The organism is Arthrobacter sp. BPSS-3, assembly GCF_044628475.1.
Taxonomy (GTDB): domain Bacteria; phylum Actinomycetota; class Actinomycetes; order Actinomycetales; family Micrococcaceae; genus Arthrobacter.
This window is the reverse complement of the sequence record NZ_JBIMMV010000006.1, coordinates 48,443-63,500: the sequence shown is the minus strand read 5'-3', so window position 1 is coordinate 63,500 and position 15,058 is coordinate 48,443. Positions and strand designations below refer to the sequence as shown.

Below are 15,058 nucleotides of genomic sequence, written 5' to 3'. Positions count from 1 at the left end.
CGCTTCGTAGCCGGCCGACGCCGGCAGGTACTTCCGGTCCTTGCCGGTGATCGTCCAGCGCTAAGAGACGTCCGCGACCGTGAAGTTCGTCGAGCGCCCGGACGATTCACGGGTCTCGTAGGCGGCGGGTTGGAACCGCAGCGCTCCCTCGGTGGGGGTGACGATGCCGGGATTCCAGATACCGCTCAGGGAACCCGGCAGAGAATCCGGGTAGCGAAGAAAGGCGCGCAGTTGTCCCTTCCCGGCGAGTTCCTTTCGCTCCTTCCGCGTCGCGCGCAGATAGACCACGGTGATCAGCCAATACACGACAACATTTGAAAGGCCGCTAAAGATGACGGGTCCTGGTTCCCGCCCGGAAAGGGCCAGCCAGGCGGAGGTGCTCACGATGGCTATCACCACCAGGCCGATCAACGCACCGAGGTACGGGTGTTTCCGACCCCACCTGCTCAGCGCCTTCCGTGAAGGCCGCACCGTCGGTGTCGGCTGCGGCTCAGACGTCAAGGAAGAGGCAGAACGGATGTCCGGCCGGGTCAAGATGCACCCGCACGTCGTCCTGCGGCTGGAAGTCGGCCAGCGTCGCGCCCGCCTCTTGGGCATGGGCGGAGGCCTCGGCCAGATCCGCGACGGCGATGTCCAGGTGCATCATCATCTGTTGCGCCCCGGGCCCGGCGGGCCAGACCGGCGGCGCGTACCCGGCGTCGCTCTGGAATGAGAGCCCCGCGCCGCCGTCCGGGGAGACCAGCGTGACCCATTCGGGCTCATCCTGCCCCAGCTCCCAGCCCAGGAGGCGGCGGTAGAAGTCCGCCAACTCGCGGGCATCGGGGGCGTCAAGCACGACGCCGGACAATCTCAACGCTGGCCTCTGGCTCATAGCAACCCCCACAGTGCGGTTCCGACTTTCGGGCCAGTATTGCACCCCTGCCGCCGGCCGGAACAGACCGGCGGCAGGCCGGGCGGTAGAGTTCCGGACAATGATCCCGGACCCCATCCCCACCGAACGGCTGACTCTCCGGCCCCTGACGGCCGGGGACGAGGCCGCCCTGCTGCGGTTCCGCGGCAACGCGGAGGTCACCCGGTATCTCTCGCACGCCCCGCTGGGTCCCGCCGAGAACTCCACCCGGTTGCACACCATGCTGTCCCGGGCCGAGGCCTCCACCCCGGAACACTTCGACCTCTGCTGGGCCGTGGTCCTGCGCGCCACCGGCGAGGTGATCGGCGATGCCCGGACCTGGACCGCCGAAGCGCCGCCCGCCCCCGGACCCATCCCGGCCGGCGCCGCCGCCCTCGGCTACCTGATCCACCCTGACCACCACGGCCACGGCTATGGGCGGGAGGCGGCGGGCGCCCTGGTGCGCTGGCTGTTCGAAGACCGGGGCGTCGGCACGGTCCTCGCCGGCGTCTACGAACCCAACCTCCCCTCCCGCAGGCTGCTTGAGACGCTGGGATTCGTCCCGGACCACTACTTCACGGCGACCCAGGACCGCGCCGGGAAGGGCCTCCACTATTGGCGCTACCGGCTGGACCGGCCACCGGCGGCGGGTCCGCCCGCCGGTCACAATTGAACGCCGGACCGGCCGCGGCGATAAACTTGGGCTGAAGCAGCCGTCGCACCACTCGGTCGCGCCGTTTGGCTGCTTCACCCAGAACCCCGATGATCCAGTGAGGGTGCGCGCATGAGTCTGCCCACTACCGAAGTCCACCCCGGACCGCAGCCGCAGGGGCTGCCGGTTATCCCGGGCGCCACCAAACACCTCGTCGTGAAGAAGTTCGGCGGCTCCTCGGTGGCCGATGCCGATGGCATCAAGCGGGTCGCCCGCCGCGTCGTCGACGCGCACAACGCCGGCGACGAGGTCGTCGTCGTCGTCTCCGCCATGGGTGACACCACGGACGAACTCCTCGACCTGGCCGCCCAGGTGACCGACTCCGCCCCGGCCCGCGAAATGGACATGCTGCTCTCCGCCGGCGAACGCATCTCGATGGCCCTCCTGGCCATGGCGATCAACAAATACGGCGCCTCCGCCCAGTCCTTCACCGGTTCCCAGGCCGGCATGATCACCGACGGCATCCACGGCAAGGCCCGGATCATCGACGTCGACCCACACCGGATCCGTACGGCGCTGGACAAGGGGCACATCGCGATCGTCGCCGGCTTCCAGGGCATGAGCCGCACCACGAACGAGATCACCACCCTGGGCCGGGGCGGCTCGGACACGACGGCGGTGGCCCTGGCGGCCGCCCTCGACGCCGACGTCTGCGAGATCTTCACCGACGTTGACGGCATCTACACCGCCGACCCGCGCGTGGTCCCTTCCGCCCGGAAGATCGACAGCATCTCCAGCGAGGAAATGCTGGAACTCGCCGCTTCCGGGGCCAAGATCCTGCACCTGCGGTGCGTGGAGTACGCCCGCCGTTTCGGCGTCCCACTGCACGTCCGCTCCTCATTCAGCCAGCACGAAGGCACCTGGGTGCTGCCCAGCGCCGACGACAAGATCACGATTCAAGAGGGAGTTGCCTTGGAGCAGCCAATCATCTCCGGCGTTGCACACGACCGTTCCGAGGCCAAGGTCACCGTCGTCGGCGTCCCGGACATCCCCGGCAAGGCGGCGGCGATCTTCCAGGTCATCGCGGATGCGCACTCGAACATCGACATGATCGTCCAGAACGTCTCCACCCACGGGACCGGCCGGACGGACATCTCCTTCACCCTGCCGATCGTCGAGGGCGCCGACGCCCTGGCCGCCCTGCGCGCCGCCCAGGCCGAGATCGGCTTCGAGAACATCGAATACAACGAAAAGATCGGCAAGCTCTCGCTGATCGGCGCGGGCATGCGCTCCCACCCGGGCGTCTCGGCGCGGTTCTTCGCCGCCCTGTCCGAGGCCGGGATCAACATCAACATGATCTCGACCTCCGAGATCCGCATCTCCGTGGTCACCCACGCGGACCTGCTCGATGACGCCGTGCGGGCCATCCACAAGGCCTTCGACCTCGACAGCGAGGACGAGGCGACGGTCTACGGCGGCACCGGACGTTAAGGCACTTCACGCGGGACATACGAAAGGGAGCGGCAGCCTGCCGCTCCCTTTCGCGTTTGAACAGCGGGTCAGACCTGTTCCTTGGGAAGGTCTTCGCGGCGGACGGCGTAGTGATGCCCCGCCGCATCCGTCTCAATCTCGAAGCCGGCGAGCTCCTGCTCGGAGGCGAGTTCGAAGTCGTCGTGCCGGTGCACCACCGGGGCGGCGTAGTCTCCGCGTGAGGCCGGGCCGAAGACGAACCGCACCCAGGTGGACGGGTGCAGCCGGCTGCTGTGGGCGGCCCTGCGCAGTGCATGTGCCATGGTTTCCACCTCCTCCCCTGCTGACAGGATGAGCGGAAGGACGGCGCGCCGGCCGGGACGTCGTTTCCTGCGAGCGGGCCGGGGCCGCCGGTGCCTCAATTTTACGCCCGACGGAGGGAAATGAGCCGGGGCTTCCCGCCTAGCGGAGCGATTTGTCCCCGGGGTCCCGCGGCACCACGTAGGTGCTGCCGTCGGGGCGGCGGACGGTCTCCCACTGCCGGGTCTCTGCCTCCCGCTGGGCCAGCAGCCGGCGGTTCTGCTCGGTCATGTCGTGACCCAGCGAGCCGCGGCTGGCGGGACCGAACACGGCCCGCAACTTCCCGGTTGCCCGCATGAAACGCTCGGCGGCGGATTCCTTCGCCATCACCACTCCTTCGCAACGGATATGCCACCAGTGTACGCTAATGATTAGTGCACTAATCGTCTTGCGCCCCGAGGAGTTCCATGACCGACAGCGCCACCGCCAGCCCCGACTTCATCGACGAAGACCTGCTGCTGGAACACCAGCTCTGCTTCGCCCTCACCGTCGCCTCGCGCAACGTGGTGGCCGCCTACAAACCCGTCCTGGACAAGCTGCACCTCACTCACCCGCAGTACCTGGTGATGTTGACCCTCTGGGAATCCAGCCCGCGCACCGTCCGCGAGATCAGCGGCGCCCTGGACCTGGACCCGGCTACGGTCTCCCCGCTGCTGCGCCGGCTCGAGGCCGTGGGCTACGTGACCCGGGAACGGGCCGAAGGCAACGAACGCAGCCTCGCCGTCGGACTCACCCCGGCCGGCGCGGCCCTCCGCCGGGACGCGACGGCGATTCCCGGCACCATGATGGCCCGGCTGGGACTGAGCCGGGACCAGGTGGCCGAACTCCATGCCGCCATGACCCGGCTGATCGCGGCCACCCGGCGATAGACTGGACACCAACCCGAGGAGGTCCGCCATGCGCAAACCCCTGATGCACGTGCTGCTGATCGCGGCCACTGCCACTGCCCTGGCCGCCTGTTCGCCGGGCGCCCCCGGCGGCCCCGGCGGCCCCGGCCCGACAGGCTCGTCCCCCGCCGGCTCCAGCTCCGCCGGCAGTTCCTCCGGCACACCCTCAAGCGGCACCAGCGGCACCCCGTCCGCGGACGCCGAGACCACCGCGGCGGCACCGTCCCCCTCGGCCGCGGCACCCACGGCCGGGCCGGGCGCCGGCAACGCCGAGCTCTCCATCATGGTCAAGCCCGGCGGCAGCGGCCAGCCGGCCAATTACACCCTGGTCTGCCGCGACGGCGTCCCCGCGGCGGAAAGCCAGCACCCCTCCGCCACTGCCGCCTGCGCCGCCCTGAAGGCCAACGCCGCCCTGCTCAGTCCTGCGCCGCGGCCCACGGACAAGGCCTGCACCCAGCAGTACGGCGGCCCGCAGGAGGCCACGGTCACCGGCTCGGTGGACGACCGGCCGGTCGAAGCCACCTTCAGCCTGCGCGACGGCTGCGAAATCGCCCAATGGAACGCCGCCAAGGACGTTCTGGGCTCGAGCGGCGGGGCTGGCTAAACTGCAGCACCTGACAGACGAACAGTGGACCCGGCGGGAGGCCGCCCACCAGGAACGCGTCCGGACCTACGCCGACCCCTACCTGGCACGGCGGTCGGCCGGACGCAAGCACCCGGTGGAAGACTTCCTCTTCACCTACTACACCCAGAAACCCGGACAACTGCTGCGCTGGCACCCGGGCGCCGGCGTCGTGCTCTCCGGCCCAGCCGCCGCCGCGCGCACCGACTGGAAGTACTACCGCGCGGCCGACGACGCCGAACGCGCCGCCGCGGGCGTGCCCGACGGCGTCCCGGCGGTGACCGTCGACGTCGAGCGCTTCCTGGCCGAACGGCGCGAGGCGGTGCAGTTCGCCGGGATCATCCTGGCCGGCACGGCGGCCCGGCCGGCACAGTTCGGCTGCTTCGGCCTGCACGAATGGGCCATGGTCTACCGCCAGGACAAGTTTGCGCTCCGCCACGAATACCTCACCCTGCGGCTGGGATCCGCGGGCACGGACCAGGTGGTGGAGGAGATCAGGATCCGCTGCTCGCACTTTGACGCCTTCCGGTTCTACACCCCGGATGCCGTGCCGCTGAACAGCCTCTCGCCGAGCCGGGAAAACCAGCGGGACCTCGAACAGCCCGGCTGCCTGCACGCCAACATGGACCTCTACAAGTGGGCCTACAAGCTGGCGCCCGTGCTGCCGAGCGAACTGGTGATGGACTGCTTCGAACTCTCCTGGCAGATCCGGGCCATGGACATGCAGGCCTCCCCCTACGACCTCAGCGAGTGGGGCTACCCGCCCATCAGGATCGAAACCGCCGAGGGCAAGGCCGACTATGTGGACCGGCAGCGCGGCTTCGCGGACGCCGCCCAGGAGTTGCGGGGCCGTCTGCTGCAGGAACTCGACCCGCTGCTCACGGCCGCCGCCCGCCAGCAGCCCCGCACCGCAGCCCAGGAAGGAACGCCATGACCGCCACCAATGGCGCCGGCGAGCCGGCAGCTTCACCCCACGACCGGACCACGAATCCCGAGGTGGACCTCACCATCACGCTGACCGAGGCGCCGGGCGGCCCGGAGTACGTGTTCCGGCTGGTCGCGGACGGCCAGGAGCCCGGCCCTGAATCCACGCTCCCCGACGCCGCCGCCGCGCTGGCAGCCGTCCGGCAGCACGGCGAGGCCATCTTTTTCCCCGTGCCCGGGCCGCCGAAGCTCTGCACCCAGCAGTACGGCGGCCCGCAGGTCGCGGTGGTCACCGGCACGTACCGGGGCCGCGGCGTCGAGGCCCGCTTCAGCCGGACCGACGGCTGCGAGATCTCCCGGTGGAAGTCCATGGCCCCGCTCCTGGGCGGGACGGCCGGTTCCACCGGCGCGGTCTAAGCGCCGCAGGGGCGGACCGGCGCACGGGCGCCCGGCGCCGAGCCCTGGGCCCCAACGCGCCAAGGCCCCAACGCGCCAAGGCGCCAAGGCACACTGAACAAACAGCAGGAGAACACAGCAGTGGCCGGCGGTAAGACCGCAGGCCACTGCTGTGTTCAGGTGTTACGCGCTACCGCTAGATAGCGTTGTTGGGGCTGTCCGGATCCTGCGGGACCACCTTGGCCTGTTCTTTCTTGACCTGGGCGCCCTTCTCCAGTTGGGCCGCGTCGCCGGTGCCCGCCTCGTCGCCCGGGCCGGTGTTGCTGGCCTGGTCCTCGGCGGTGGGGGCCACGGCGGTGGTGCCGTCGGGGCTCACCATGACGGTGACGAAGGTCGGGTCGCTGGAACCTTCGAAGGTGATCCGGCCGATGTACGAACCGGCCGCGAGGCCCTTCCAGTTCAGCGTGACCTTGCCGGCCTTGCCGTTGGTCAGCTTCAGCGGGTTCGGCGAGACGGAGGCGTTGCCCACGTTGGCGCCGAGCACCGCCGCCTCAACCGAAGCCTTGGTGGCCTTGCCGCCCGGGCTGGCGTACAGGTTCGCGTAAATCGTGTACTTACCGGCTGCGGGGTTGGGGATGGAGAGGGTCTCGCTGGAGGACGAGGTCGCAACCTGCTCCACGCCGCGCGGGGTCACCACGTACATGTCGAAGTCGGCGCCCGGATCGGAGGAGATCACGGAGAACTTCGCCAGCGGCACGCCGGCCGGAACCTGGACGGTCTTGATGTACGTCGAGGCGTCGGCCGTGGCGGTGAACGGACCCGGAACCAGCGAGATGGCGGTGGCGTCGGCCTTGGAAAGGCCGTCCAGCGTCATGTTGGTCGGGTTGTTCGTGCCGGAGACCACCTTGATGTCACCGGAGCCGGTGCCCTGGTTGGTGGTCAGGGTGACGTCCTTCGGGGCCACCACGGACTGCGGGCGGACCGAGATCGGCGAGGTGACGGTCTTGCCGGCGCCCTGCCAGGACAGCGAGCCCATGGCGAACTGGCCCAGCGGGGCACCCTGGTTCTCGAAGGTGACCTTGAAGGTGCGCTGTTCGCCGGCCGCCTTGAAGTTCAGCGCCGCCGGAGCCACGCTGACCTTGATGCCGGGGACGTTGACGCTGGCCCTGTAGACACCCGGGGTCAGGGCGGTGACCGTGCGGGTGACCTCGATCTTCCCGGTGAGGTTGCCCAGGGCGAAGGACGGGACGTTCATGTCACGAGCCTTGGTGCTGGACTTCAGGCCCAGGTCCACGCCGGTGCCCTGGATGAACTTCAGGTAGTCCTGGGTGTTCGCGTCGTACACCAGGCCCGGGTCGACCATGCGGGCCGGGTCCACCTCGCCCGCGCCGGTGGCGAAGACGTCGGTGTTCTTGGTGCCGTCGGCGAGCTTGACGTCGGAGGTGGTGGTCATCATGGCGGACTTCACCGCGGCTGGGGACCAGGTGGGGTTCTTGCCCAGCAGCAGCGCGCCGAAGCCGGCCACGTGCGGGGAAGCCATCGAGGTACCGGACATGAAGCCGAACTTGGCACCGTTTTCACCGATCGGCGAGACGCCGGCCAGGACGGCAACGCCGGGGGCGGTGACGTCAGGCTTCAGCAGGTCCGAGTCGGTGGCCAGCAGCGGTCCGCGGGAGGAGAACCCGGCGATCTGCGGCTGCGCCTCCAGGGGCAGGCCGGTGGTGTCCTTGTTGACCAGTGAGACCTTGATGCCCGGGTTGGCCGCGACCTTGTCCTTGATGGTCTGGGTGGCGGGCGGGTTCACGTGCACCGTGGGCACCGCGTGCTGGTCCGCGTCCAGGGAGGAGTTGGTGAGGTTGACCAGGATCATGCCGACGCCGCCGGCTCGGGCAACCTCGGCGCTCTTGGCGACGCGGTCCACGACGCCGCGGTCACAGACGACGACCTTGCCGGCGACCTTGGTCCCGTCCAGCGTGTTGGGGCCGCAGAGGGCCGGCGAGGAGGGTGCGTTGGCCGCTGCGGCGTTGGCTGCCAGCACGACTCCGGCGTCCTTGACCTCGCGGTTCATGATGCTGGCTCCGCGGAACTTGCTGCCGTCACCGAACTCGACCGTGCCTTGCAGTTCCTGGGAGAAGCTGCTGGCCGCCACGGTGGTCACCCAGGGGGCGCCGTGGTTGACGGTGCTGGCGGTGGGGCCGGAGTTGCCGGCGGAGGCGGCGACGAAGATGCCGCTGGCCGACGCGTTCAGGAACGCGATGGAGACCGGGTCGATGACGGACGTCGCGGAACCGGAGATGGAGTAGTTCAGGACGTCGACGCCGTCCTCGATGGCCTGCTCGACGGCGGCGACGGAGGAGGAGCTGTAGCAGCCGCCGGTGTTGGGATCGGTGTCTTCCCAGCAGACCTTGTAGATGGAGAGCTTGGCAGCCGGGGCGATGCCGCTGGTCAGGCCGAAGCTGCGGCCGTCCACGAAGGATTCGACGTTTGCGTTGCCGGCCGCGGTGCTGGCGGTGTGGGTACCGTGGCTGGCCACGTCAACCGGGGAGAGCTGCTCCAGCGGCGACCGGTCACCCGGGGCCACGTAGCTAAGGAAGTCGTCCGCGAAGTAGTGCGCGCCGAGGACCTTGGAGTTGCAGGCGGTGCCGTCGAAGGATGCACCGGAGTCGACGCCCTTCTGGCAGTCGCTGGTGAACGTCTCGCCGTCGGCCTTGAGCATGGCAATCTTGCCATCCGCCGCGCGGTACGGGACGCCGACCACGGGGGCGCCGGAGAGCGGCTTGACCGGGTCGCCGGCGAAGAAGGCACTGTCCGGGGTGTACCCGGTGTCGATGACGCCGACGACGACGCCCTTGCCGGCGCCGTCCTGGCCACCGAAGGTGGTGTTCCAGGTGCCGTTGGGACCACTGAGCTTGAGGAAGTCGGTGGTGGAGTAGTCCGGGGCGTTCTCCGTGTCCGGAGCCACCGCCAGGACGCTGGGGTCCTTGGCGAGCTTGATCGCCTGGTCCGTGGTCAGCTTGGCGCTGAAGCCGTTGACCGCAGCAGAGAACTGACGGCCCATCTTGACGTTCTGCTTGCCGGCGACCTCGGCCTGCTTCTGCTCCAGGTGTGCGCGGTAGTTCTTGACTTCGCCCTTGCTGGGGTCAAGCTTCTTGCCCGGCGCGGGCTTGGTGGCTGGCAGGCCGGGAGTGGAACCCTCGTAGCTGGCCGCCGGCTGCTCGGCCAGCATGACGATGTAGCGGCCGTCCGGGTAGTTGGCCGGGTCCAGATTCTTCTGGGCGACGCCGGCGACGGTGGCGCCTTGTGCCGTGGCCGCGGTGGCGGGCGCGATGGCAACGGTTGAGAGGAGAACCGGCAAGCCCAGGGTCAGTGCCGCGGCCCTCCGGAGTCCCCCGCTTCGAAGGAAGCTCTTTCCTGGTGATTTCACGAGTGTTTTGAACCTTTCAGAAGGAACGGTCCCGGCGCGGAGGCCGGGGACTGTGGTCTGGAACGGGCGCTGGAGCAACTCTTGTCACATGCGGCCCGGCGGATACCAGCCGTTTCACACAGTACAGACTGAGAGCCGGATATGACATAGACCACAGGTAACGAATTAACTTTGGTCAAACGATTCGACAACTCTTGTCGCGGTCGGGGCGCGCGGAAGCCGGGCGGTCTGTGACCGTCCGGATTCCGGTACTTGCAGTCCCTTTGTGCCCTCCGCGGAGGGTCTTGGGGTGGTCCGATCCGCTACTGGCGGGGCGTCCGCACAACATCGCTGATCCAGGCCCTGGTCTTCTCATCCAGCGGCCCGGCAACATTCGTCTCGCGGGCGGCACGGTCGGCCAGGACCTTCTGCAGGACCATCCGGCCGAGGCCCGCAAAGACGGCGGCGGCGACCACGGGAAGGACCACGGACCTGGGATTCTGAGCCATGCGCTCATCCTACTGATGGGCCCCGTCAAGGTCACGGCAAATTTTCTCCAAAAAAGTCAGGACCGGACCGTGACGATCCGCCGCCGGGGCGCGTCTTTACCCATGTAGAGCGATTCACTCCGGCGCTCTCCCGACCACGGAAGAGAGAACCATGCGCAACAAGATCATTGCAGCAGTTGACACGGCGCTGGCCGGCTGGCTCAGGGGACGGCTGGGCCGCCGCGGGGGCACACAGCCCCCTGCGCGCCGCTAAGTAGGTCTGCACACAGAATTCCCCCGCCGGGGTGAATGCACAGAAGTACGTAACCGCAGCAACGAACAAGGAAGGTGTACATCATGGGTATCGGAGACAAGATCCAGAACGCAGCTGAATCCGCAGGCGGAAAGCTGAAGGAAACGGTGGGCAAGGCCACCCACAACGAAGAGCTCGAGGCCGAGGGCCAGGCCGACCAGGCGAAGGCCTCGGTGAAGAAGGCCGGCGAAAACGTCAAGGACGCGTTCAAGGGCTAACCAGCGCACCACTGCAGTAAACCGGGAGGCGTCCTTGGGGGACGCCTCCCGGTTTTTTCATGCCTGGTCCGCGACGGCTTCCCGGGGTGCCTCGGCCAGCGCGACGGTGTTCCGCCCGTTGGCCTTCGCCGAGTAGAGGGCGGTGTCCGCGTCCTCGAGGACCCGGGCACCCCCGTCGTTGTCGCCAGCTCCGCCGCGTCCGCTGCCGGCGATGCCGATGCTGATGGTCAATCCGCCGGACGGGTCGCCCGCGTGGACGATCCCCAGCTCCTGGACCGCTTGCCGGACCCGTTCCATCACCACCGCCGCCGCGGCGGGCGACTGGTGCGGCAGCAGGACCACGAATTCCTCACCGCCGTACCGGTACGCGCCGTCGCTCTGCCGCGCATGCCCGGCCAACGCCGCACCCACGGCGGCGAGCGCGGCGTCGCCCGCCGGATGCCCGTACAGGTCGTTGTAACTCTTGAAATTGTCCACGTCGCAGAGGGCCAGGCAGTACTCCTCGCCGTACCGTTCGGCCCGGCTCTCCAGCCGCTCCAGGTCCTCGGTGAGCTTGAGCCTGTTGTGCAGCCCGGTCAGCGCGTCGGTCCGCGCCTGGGCCGCGAGGGCGTTGCGGTACCCGGCGAGTTCAGCGTGCAGGGAGGTCACCCGGTCCGCGGCGAGCAGCCGCGTATGCAGGGTGAACGGGTCCAGCGGCTTGGTGACGTAGTCGTCCGCGCCGGCTGCCATCCCGGCCAGCACGTCGTCGCGGTCCCCGCGGGACGTCAGCAGCACCACGTAGGTGTAGGAGTCGCGTTCCGAGTCGCGGATGGCCCGGCACAGGCTGAGCCCGTCGAGCCCGGGCATGTTTCGGTCCGTGACCACCACGTGGGGGCGGTGCTTCTGGTAGAGCGCCCAGGCAGTGTCGCCGTCGGGGGCGGTGATGCACTCATGCCCGGCCTGCTCGACGGCCGCGGCGGCCACCATCAGGGACCCCCTGTCGTCGTCGACCACCAGGACCTTCACGCTTCACCTGCCAGGGCACGCCGGAGGGCGGCGTCCACCCGGTCGAGTTCGGCACCGAGGCGGTCCAGGAGCTCCAGCCCCTCGGTTCCTCCCCCGGTGGCCTCGAGTTCCGCGCACAGCGACGCCGCCACGGCGGCGCCTATGTTCCCGGCGGAGCCGCGGAGCTTGTGCGCCACGATCCTGACGGCAGCGCGGTCCGGGGTGGTGGTCATGGCGTGGCGGAGTTCCTTCAGGGTTGAGGGGACGTCGTCGAGGAAGGCTTCGGCGGCGGCCGGGAGGAGCCCGAGGCCGTCCTGCGGTCCCAGTTGGCGGAGCACGGTCAACCGGGCCTCGTCCAGGGCGGGCGGCACTGCCGGGTCTAGCACTACCGGGTCCGGCACCGCCGGGCCGGGCGGTTCGGCGGCGTCGGACGGCGGCAGCGCCACCCAGCGCTCCAGTGCCGCCTCCAATGCGGCCAGGTCCACGGGCTTCGTGAGGAAGTCGTCCATCCCGGCGGCGAGGCAGCGTTCGCGGTCCTCGTCCATGGCACCCGCGGTCATCGCGATGATCGGCAGGCCGTCAGCCTCCCCGGCGCCCCGGATGGTCCGCGTCGCCGCGTAACCGTCCATCACCGGCATGTGGCAGTCCATGAGCACCGCCGCGTAGGAGCCGGCCGCGACGGCAGCCACCGCTTCCCTGCCGTCGGAGACCACATCCACGTCATAGCCGAGCTTGCCCACCATTTCCCGGGCCACGAGCTGGTTGACGGTGTTGTCCTCGACCACCAGCACCCGGCCGCGGGCGGCCTTGCCTGCCGGCTCCGGCACCGGGGAAGGCCGTTCGGGCACCCGGGGTGCGCTTCCGGCGCGCAGCCGGACCAGCCGGTTGTAGAACTCCGAGCTCCGCACCGGTTTGGTCAGCCACTCGCCGACGCCCGCCGCGGCGAGGTCGGCCGGGTCCACCTGGGGGTCGGAGGAGAGCATGATCAGGGACGTGCCGGAGAGGCCGGGATCGGCGGTGATCATCCGGGCCAGGTCGAGCCCGCTGACCTCCGGCATGCACAGGTCGAGGACGACGACGTCGAAGGGCATCCCGGCGCTGCGGGCCTCTGCGCACCGGTCAAGGGCGTCGCGGGCGCTGCCGGCGGAATCCGGCGCCATCTTCCAGGACCGGAGCTGGGACTCCAGCACCAGCCTGTTGGTGGCGTTGTCGTCGACGACCAGCACCCGCAGCCCGGCGAGCGTGGCGCCCGCCGACAGTCCGTCGCCGCCGTCGTCGTCCGCCTGTTCCAAGGGAATCTCAAACCAGAAGGTGCTGCCCTCCCCCTGGACACTCTCCAGCCCGATCTCTCCCTCCATCGCCTCCGTGAGGCGGCGGGAGATCGCCAGGCCCAGGCCCGTCCCGCCGTAACGACGGGTGGTGGAGGAGTCCCCCTGGGAAAACGACTCGAAGAGCCGGTCATGGTCCTCCGGCGCGACGCCGATCCCCGTGTCCCGTACCTCGAACCTGACCAGGCACCGGCCGCCCTCGCATTTCCCGGTGGTTTCCGCGTGGATGGACACCTCGCCGGTGGAGGTGAATTTCACGGCATTGGAGGCGAGGTTCAGCAGGATCTGCCGGATCCGGCCCTGATCCCCGGAGAGGCGGGCGGGCAGTTCCGGCTGGCAGTAGGCGATGAGTTCCAGGCCCTTGCCGCGGGCAGCCTCGCTGAGCAGCCCGGCAACCTCCTCGACCAGGCCCCGCGGGTCAAAGGGGCCGACGTCGAGTTCGACCTTCCCCGCCTCCAGCTTGGAGAAATCCAGGATGTCGTTGATGAGGGCCAGGAGGGACTCGCCGGCGCCGCGGACCCCCTCGGCGTAGCGCCGCTGGGTCTCGTCCAGCGGCGTGTCCAGCAGGAGGGCGGTCAATCCGATCACCCCGTTCATGGGCGTGCGGATTTCGTGGCTCATGGTGGCGAGGAATTCCGATTTCAGCCGGCTCGATTCCAGGGCGGCCTCCCGGGCGGCCAGGAGCTCCGCGGCGGCATGCCGCTGGCTGGTGATGTCGCGGACGATTTTGGCCACGCCGGTGACGGCGCCGCCCTCGGTGCGGATCGGCGAGATGGTCACCGAAACCGGGACGATGCTGCCGTCCTTGCGCACCCGCTCGGCCTCGAAGCTCTTCGGGGTGCCGAACCGGCGGACCCCGGCCAGCAACTCCTCCTCCTCCGCGCGCAGCGGCTCCGGGATCAGGAACCGCGCGTTGCGGCCGGACGCTTCCTCGGCGGTGTAGCCGTACAGCTTTTCGGCGCCCGCGTTCCAGCTGGTGATGACGCCGTCGGGGGTCATGCCCACGATGGCGTCTGCCGAGGAGTTCACGATCGCGCCCAAGCCCTTGAGCTGGGTGATCGCCGCCCGGGCCTGATCCTCGGCCCGGCGCCGGGCCGTGACGTCCCGGAAGCTCCAGACGCGCCCGACAATGTCGGACCCGACCCGCTGGGGACGGGAGTAGCGCTCGAAGGTCCGCCCGTCCTTGAAGTCCAGGATGTCGAGGCTCTCGGCGCCGGGATCGGAATAGAGCTCCTGAACCTTGTCCAGGAAGCTGCCGGGGTCCGAGAGCTGGTTCAGGACGAATGCCATGACCTGGCCGTCGTCGTGGGAGTTCAGCAGCTCCGGCGGAATGCCCCAGAGCTTCCCGAACTGTTCGTTCAGCCCTGCGATGGTCCCGTCGGAGGTGACCACCAGGATCCCGTCCGCCGTCGACTCCAGGGTGGCGGCCAGCAGCGAGAGGGTGTCGCGGAGCTGGTTTTCGGTGTGGCGCCGCTCGCTGACGTCGCGGACGTTGACGATCACGTCGGGGGCGGGGCCGCTTCCCAGATGGGCCGCGCTGACCTCGATCGGGAACTCGGTGCCGTCCCGGTGAAGACCGGAAACGGCCTGGCCGGGTCCCAGGCGGCAGATGTCGCCGGCGGCGGACAGCCCGGCGATGGCTCCCGCCAGCTCATCCCGGAAGCGCTTGGGCAGCAGCACGCCGAAGTGTGAGCCCAGCAGCTCCTCCCGCGGGTAGCCGAAGAGCCGTTCCGCTTCGGCGTTCATGAAGACGAGGACTCCCGCGCCGTCGATCCTCAGGACGGCTTCCGGCGAGCCCTCCACCAGGGCGCGGTAAACGTGTCCGGCACCTTCCACTTCGGCCATTCCCGTCCCATCAATCGCTTCAGCCCCACCGGCCCCATAGCCGTATCAGCCAAAGATATCCCGACCCGCGTACCGCATTAGCAGTATCCCGTTCGGCGCGCGGGCGCGGCTCCCGCGGCCAACCCCACCAGGGCGCCGACGCCCGCCCGGGTGACCGCCCGGACCGCTGCCACAATTCATCCAATCGAAAGATTTTTTACAGAAATCTCTGGAAATTACTCCTTCATCATCCGTATGCTGGGTTCACTTACATATCGCTGCTCCGTGGGGGAGGTGTAT

General features: G+C 69.1%; 15 protein-coding genes. 7 read left to right on the top strand and 8 right to left on the bottom strand.

Features of this window, described 5'->3' with window-relative positions:
- Positions 1-60: 60 nt before the first annotated feature.
- Both ACFVY3_RS10815 and ACFVY3_RS10810 read right to left on the bottom strand, forming a co-directional pair.
- Positions 61-384: a hypothetical protein gene (locus ACFVY3_RS10815; RefSeq protein WP_400159705.1), complete on the bottom strand. Its 324-nt coding sequence runs from the start codon at positions 382-384 to the stop codon at positions 61-63.
- 106 nt (positions 385-490) lie between these two features.
- Positions 491-871, bottom strand: a complete 381-nt coding sequence (locus ACFVY3_RS10810; RefSeq protein WP_400159704.1) for a VOC family protein — start codon at positions 869-871, stop codon at positions 491-493.
- A 100-nt stretch (positions 872-971) separates the two neighbouring features.
- Here ACFVY3_RS10810 and ACFVY3_RS10805 point away from each other — a divergent pair, with 100 nt between their 5' ends.
- Complete coding sequence (locus ACFVY3_RS10805) at positions 972-1,562, top strand: GNAT family N-acetyltransferase (protein ID WP_400159703.1); 591 nt, start codon at positions 972-974, stop codon at positions 1,560-1,562.
- 111 nt (positions 1,563-1,673) lie between these two features.
- Positions 1,674-3,032 carry an aspartate kinase gene (locus ACFVY3_RS10800; protein ID WP_400159702.1) on the top strand — a complete coding sequence of 453 codons (1,359 nt, stop codon included), beginning with the start codon at positions 1,674-1,676 and terminating at the stop codon, positions 3,030-3,032.
- A 68-nt stretch (positions 3,033-3,100) separates the two neighbouring features.
- Here ACFVY3_RS10800 and ACFVY3_RS10795 read toward each other — a convergent pair whose 3' ends face one another.
- On the bottom strand, positions 3,101-3,334 hold the full coding sequence (locus ACFVY3_RS10795) for a hypothetical protein (RefSeq protein WP_377972707.1): 234 nt from the start codon (positions 3,332-3,334) through the stop codon (positions 3,101-3,103).
- A 139-nt stretch (positions 3,335-3,473) separates the two neighbouring features.
- Complete coding sequence (locus tag ACFVY3_RS10790) at positions 3,474-3,698, bottom strand: hypothetical protein (RefSeq protein ID WP_290256738.1); 225 nt, start codon at positions 3,696-3,698, stop codon at positions 3,474-3,476.
- 80 nt (positions 3,699-3,778) lie between these two features.
- On the opposite strand from ACFVY3_RS10790, the gene ACFVY3_RS10785 reads away from it, so the two are divergent.
- The 4 genes from ACFVY3_RS10785 to ACFVY3_RS10770 are packed head-to-tail and all read left to right on the top strand — an operon-like array spanning position 3,779 to position 6,221.
- The gene (locus ACFVY3_RS10785; protein WP_400159701.1) at positions 3,779-4,240 is read left to right on the top strand and encodes a MarR family winged helix-turn-helix transcriptional regulator; all 462 of its coding nucleotides are present in this window, start codon (positions 3,779-3,781) and stop codon (positions 4,238-4,240) included.
- Positions 4,241-4,268: 28 nt separating this feature from the next.
- The gene (locus tag ACFVY3_RS10780; RefSeq protein WP_400159700.1) at positions 4,269-4,862 is read left to right on the top strand and encodes a serine protease inhibitor; all 594 of its coding nucleotides are present in this window, start codon (positions 4,269-4,271) and stop codon (positions 4,860-4,862) included.
- Positions 4,855-5,814 (top strand): 3-methyladenine DNA glycosylase, encoded by a 960-nt coding sequence (locus ACFVY3_RS10775; protein WP_400159827.1) that lies wholly within the window; start codon positions 4,855-4,857, stop codon positions 5,812-5,814. Before ACFVY3_RS10780 ends, ACFVY3_RS10775 begins: the two co-directional genes overlap by 8 nt.
- On the top strand, positions 5,811-6,221 hold the full coding sequence (locus tag ACFVY3_RS10770) for a serine protease inhibitor (RefSeq protein ID WP_364136408.1): 411 nt from the start codon (positions 5,811-5,813) through the stop codon (positions 6,219-6,221). The genes ACFVY3_RS10775 and ACFVY3_RS10770 overlap by 4 nt, the downstream gene beginning before the upstream one ends.
- 175 nt (positions 6,222-6,396) lie before the next feature.
- Here the strand turns inward: ACFVY3_RS10770 and ACFVY3_RS10765 are convergent, their stop codons facing one another.
- Both ACFVY3_RS10765 and ACFVY3_RS10760 read right to left on the bottom strand, forming a co-directional pair.
- Positions 6,397-9,567 (bottom strand): S8 family serine peptidase, encoded by a 3,171-nt coding sequence (locus ACFVY3_RS10765; RefSeq protein ID WP_400159826.1) that lies wholly within the window; start codon positions 9,565-9,567, stop codon positions 6,397-6,399.
- A gap of 359 nt (positions 9,568-9,926) precedes the next feature.
- Entirely contained in the window at positions 9,927-10,112 is a 186-nt protein-coding gene (locus tag ACFVY3_RS10760; protein ID WP_400159699.1) for a hypothetical protein, read from the bottom strand.
- Between the two features lie 336 nt (positions 10,113-10,448).
- Here ACFVY3_RS10760 and ACFVY3_RS10755 point away from each other — a divergent pair, with 336 nt between their 5' ends.
- Positions 10,449-10,622 carry a CsbD family protein gene (locus ACFVY3_RS10755; RefSeq protein WP_290256743.1) on the top strand — a complete coding sequence of 58 codons (174 nt, stop codon included), beginning with the start codon at positions 10,449-10,451 and terminating at the stop codon, positions 10,620-10,622.
- A 57-nt stretch (positions 10,623-10,679) separates the two neighbouring features.
- Here the strand turns inward: ACFVY3_RS10755 and ACFVY3_RS10750 are convergent, their stop codons facing one another.
- Both ACFVY3_RS10750 and ACFVY3_RS10745 read right to left on the bottom strand, forming a co-directional pair.
- Positions 10,680-11,627 carry a diguanylate cyclase gene (locus ACFVY3_RS10750; protein WP_400159698.1) on the bottom strand — a complete coding sequence of 316 codons (948 nt, stop codon included), beginning with the start codon at positions 11,625-11,627 and terminating at the stop codon, positions 10,680-10,682.
- On the bottom strand, positions 11,624-14,779 hold the full coding sequence (locus ACFVY3_RS10745; protein ID WP_400159697.1) for a PAS domain S-box protein: 3,156 nt from the start codon (positions 14,777-14,779) through the stop codon (positions 11,624-11,626). Before ACFVY3_RS10745 ends, ACFVY3_RS10750 begins: the two co-directional genes overlap by 4 nt.
- Positions 14,780-15,058 lie beyond the last annotated feature (279 nt).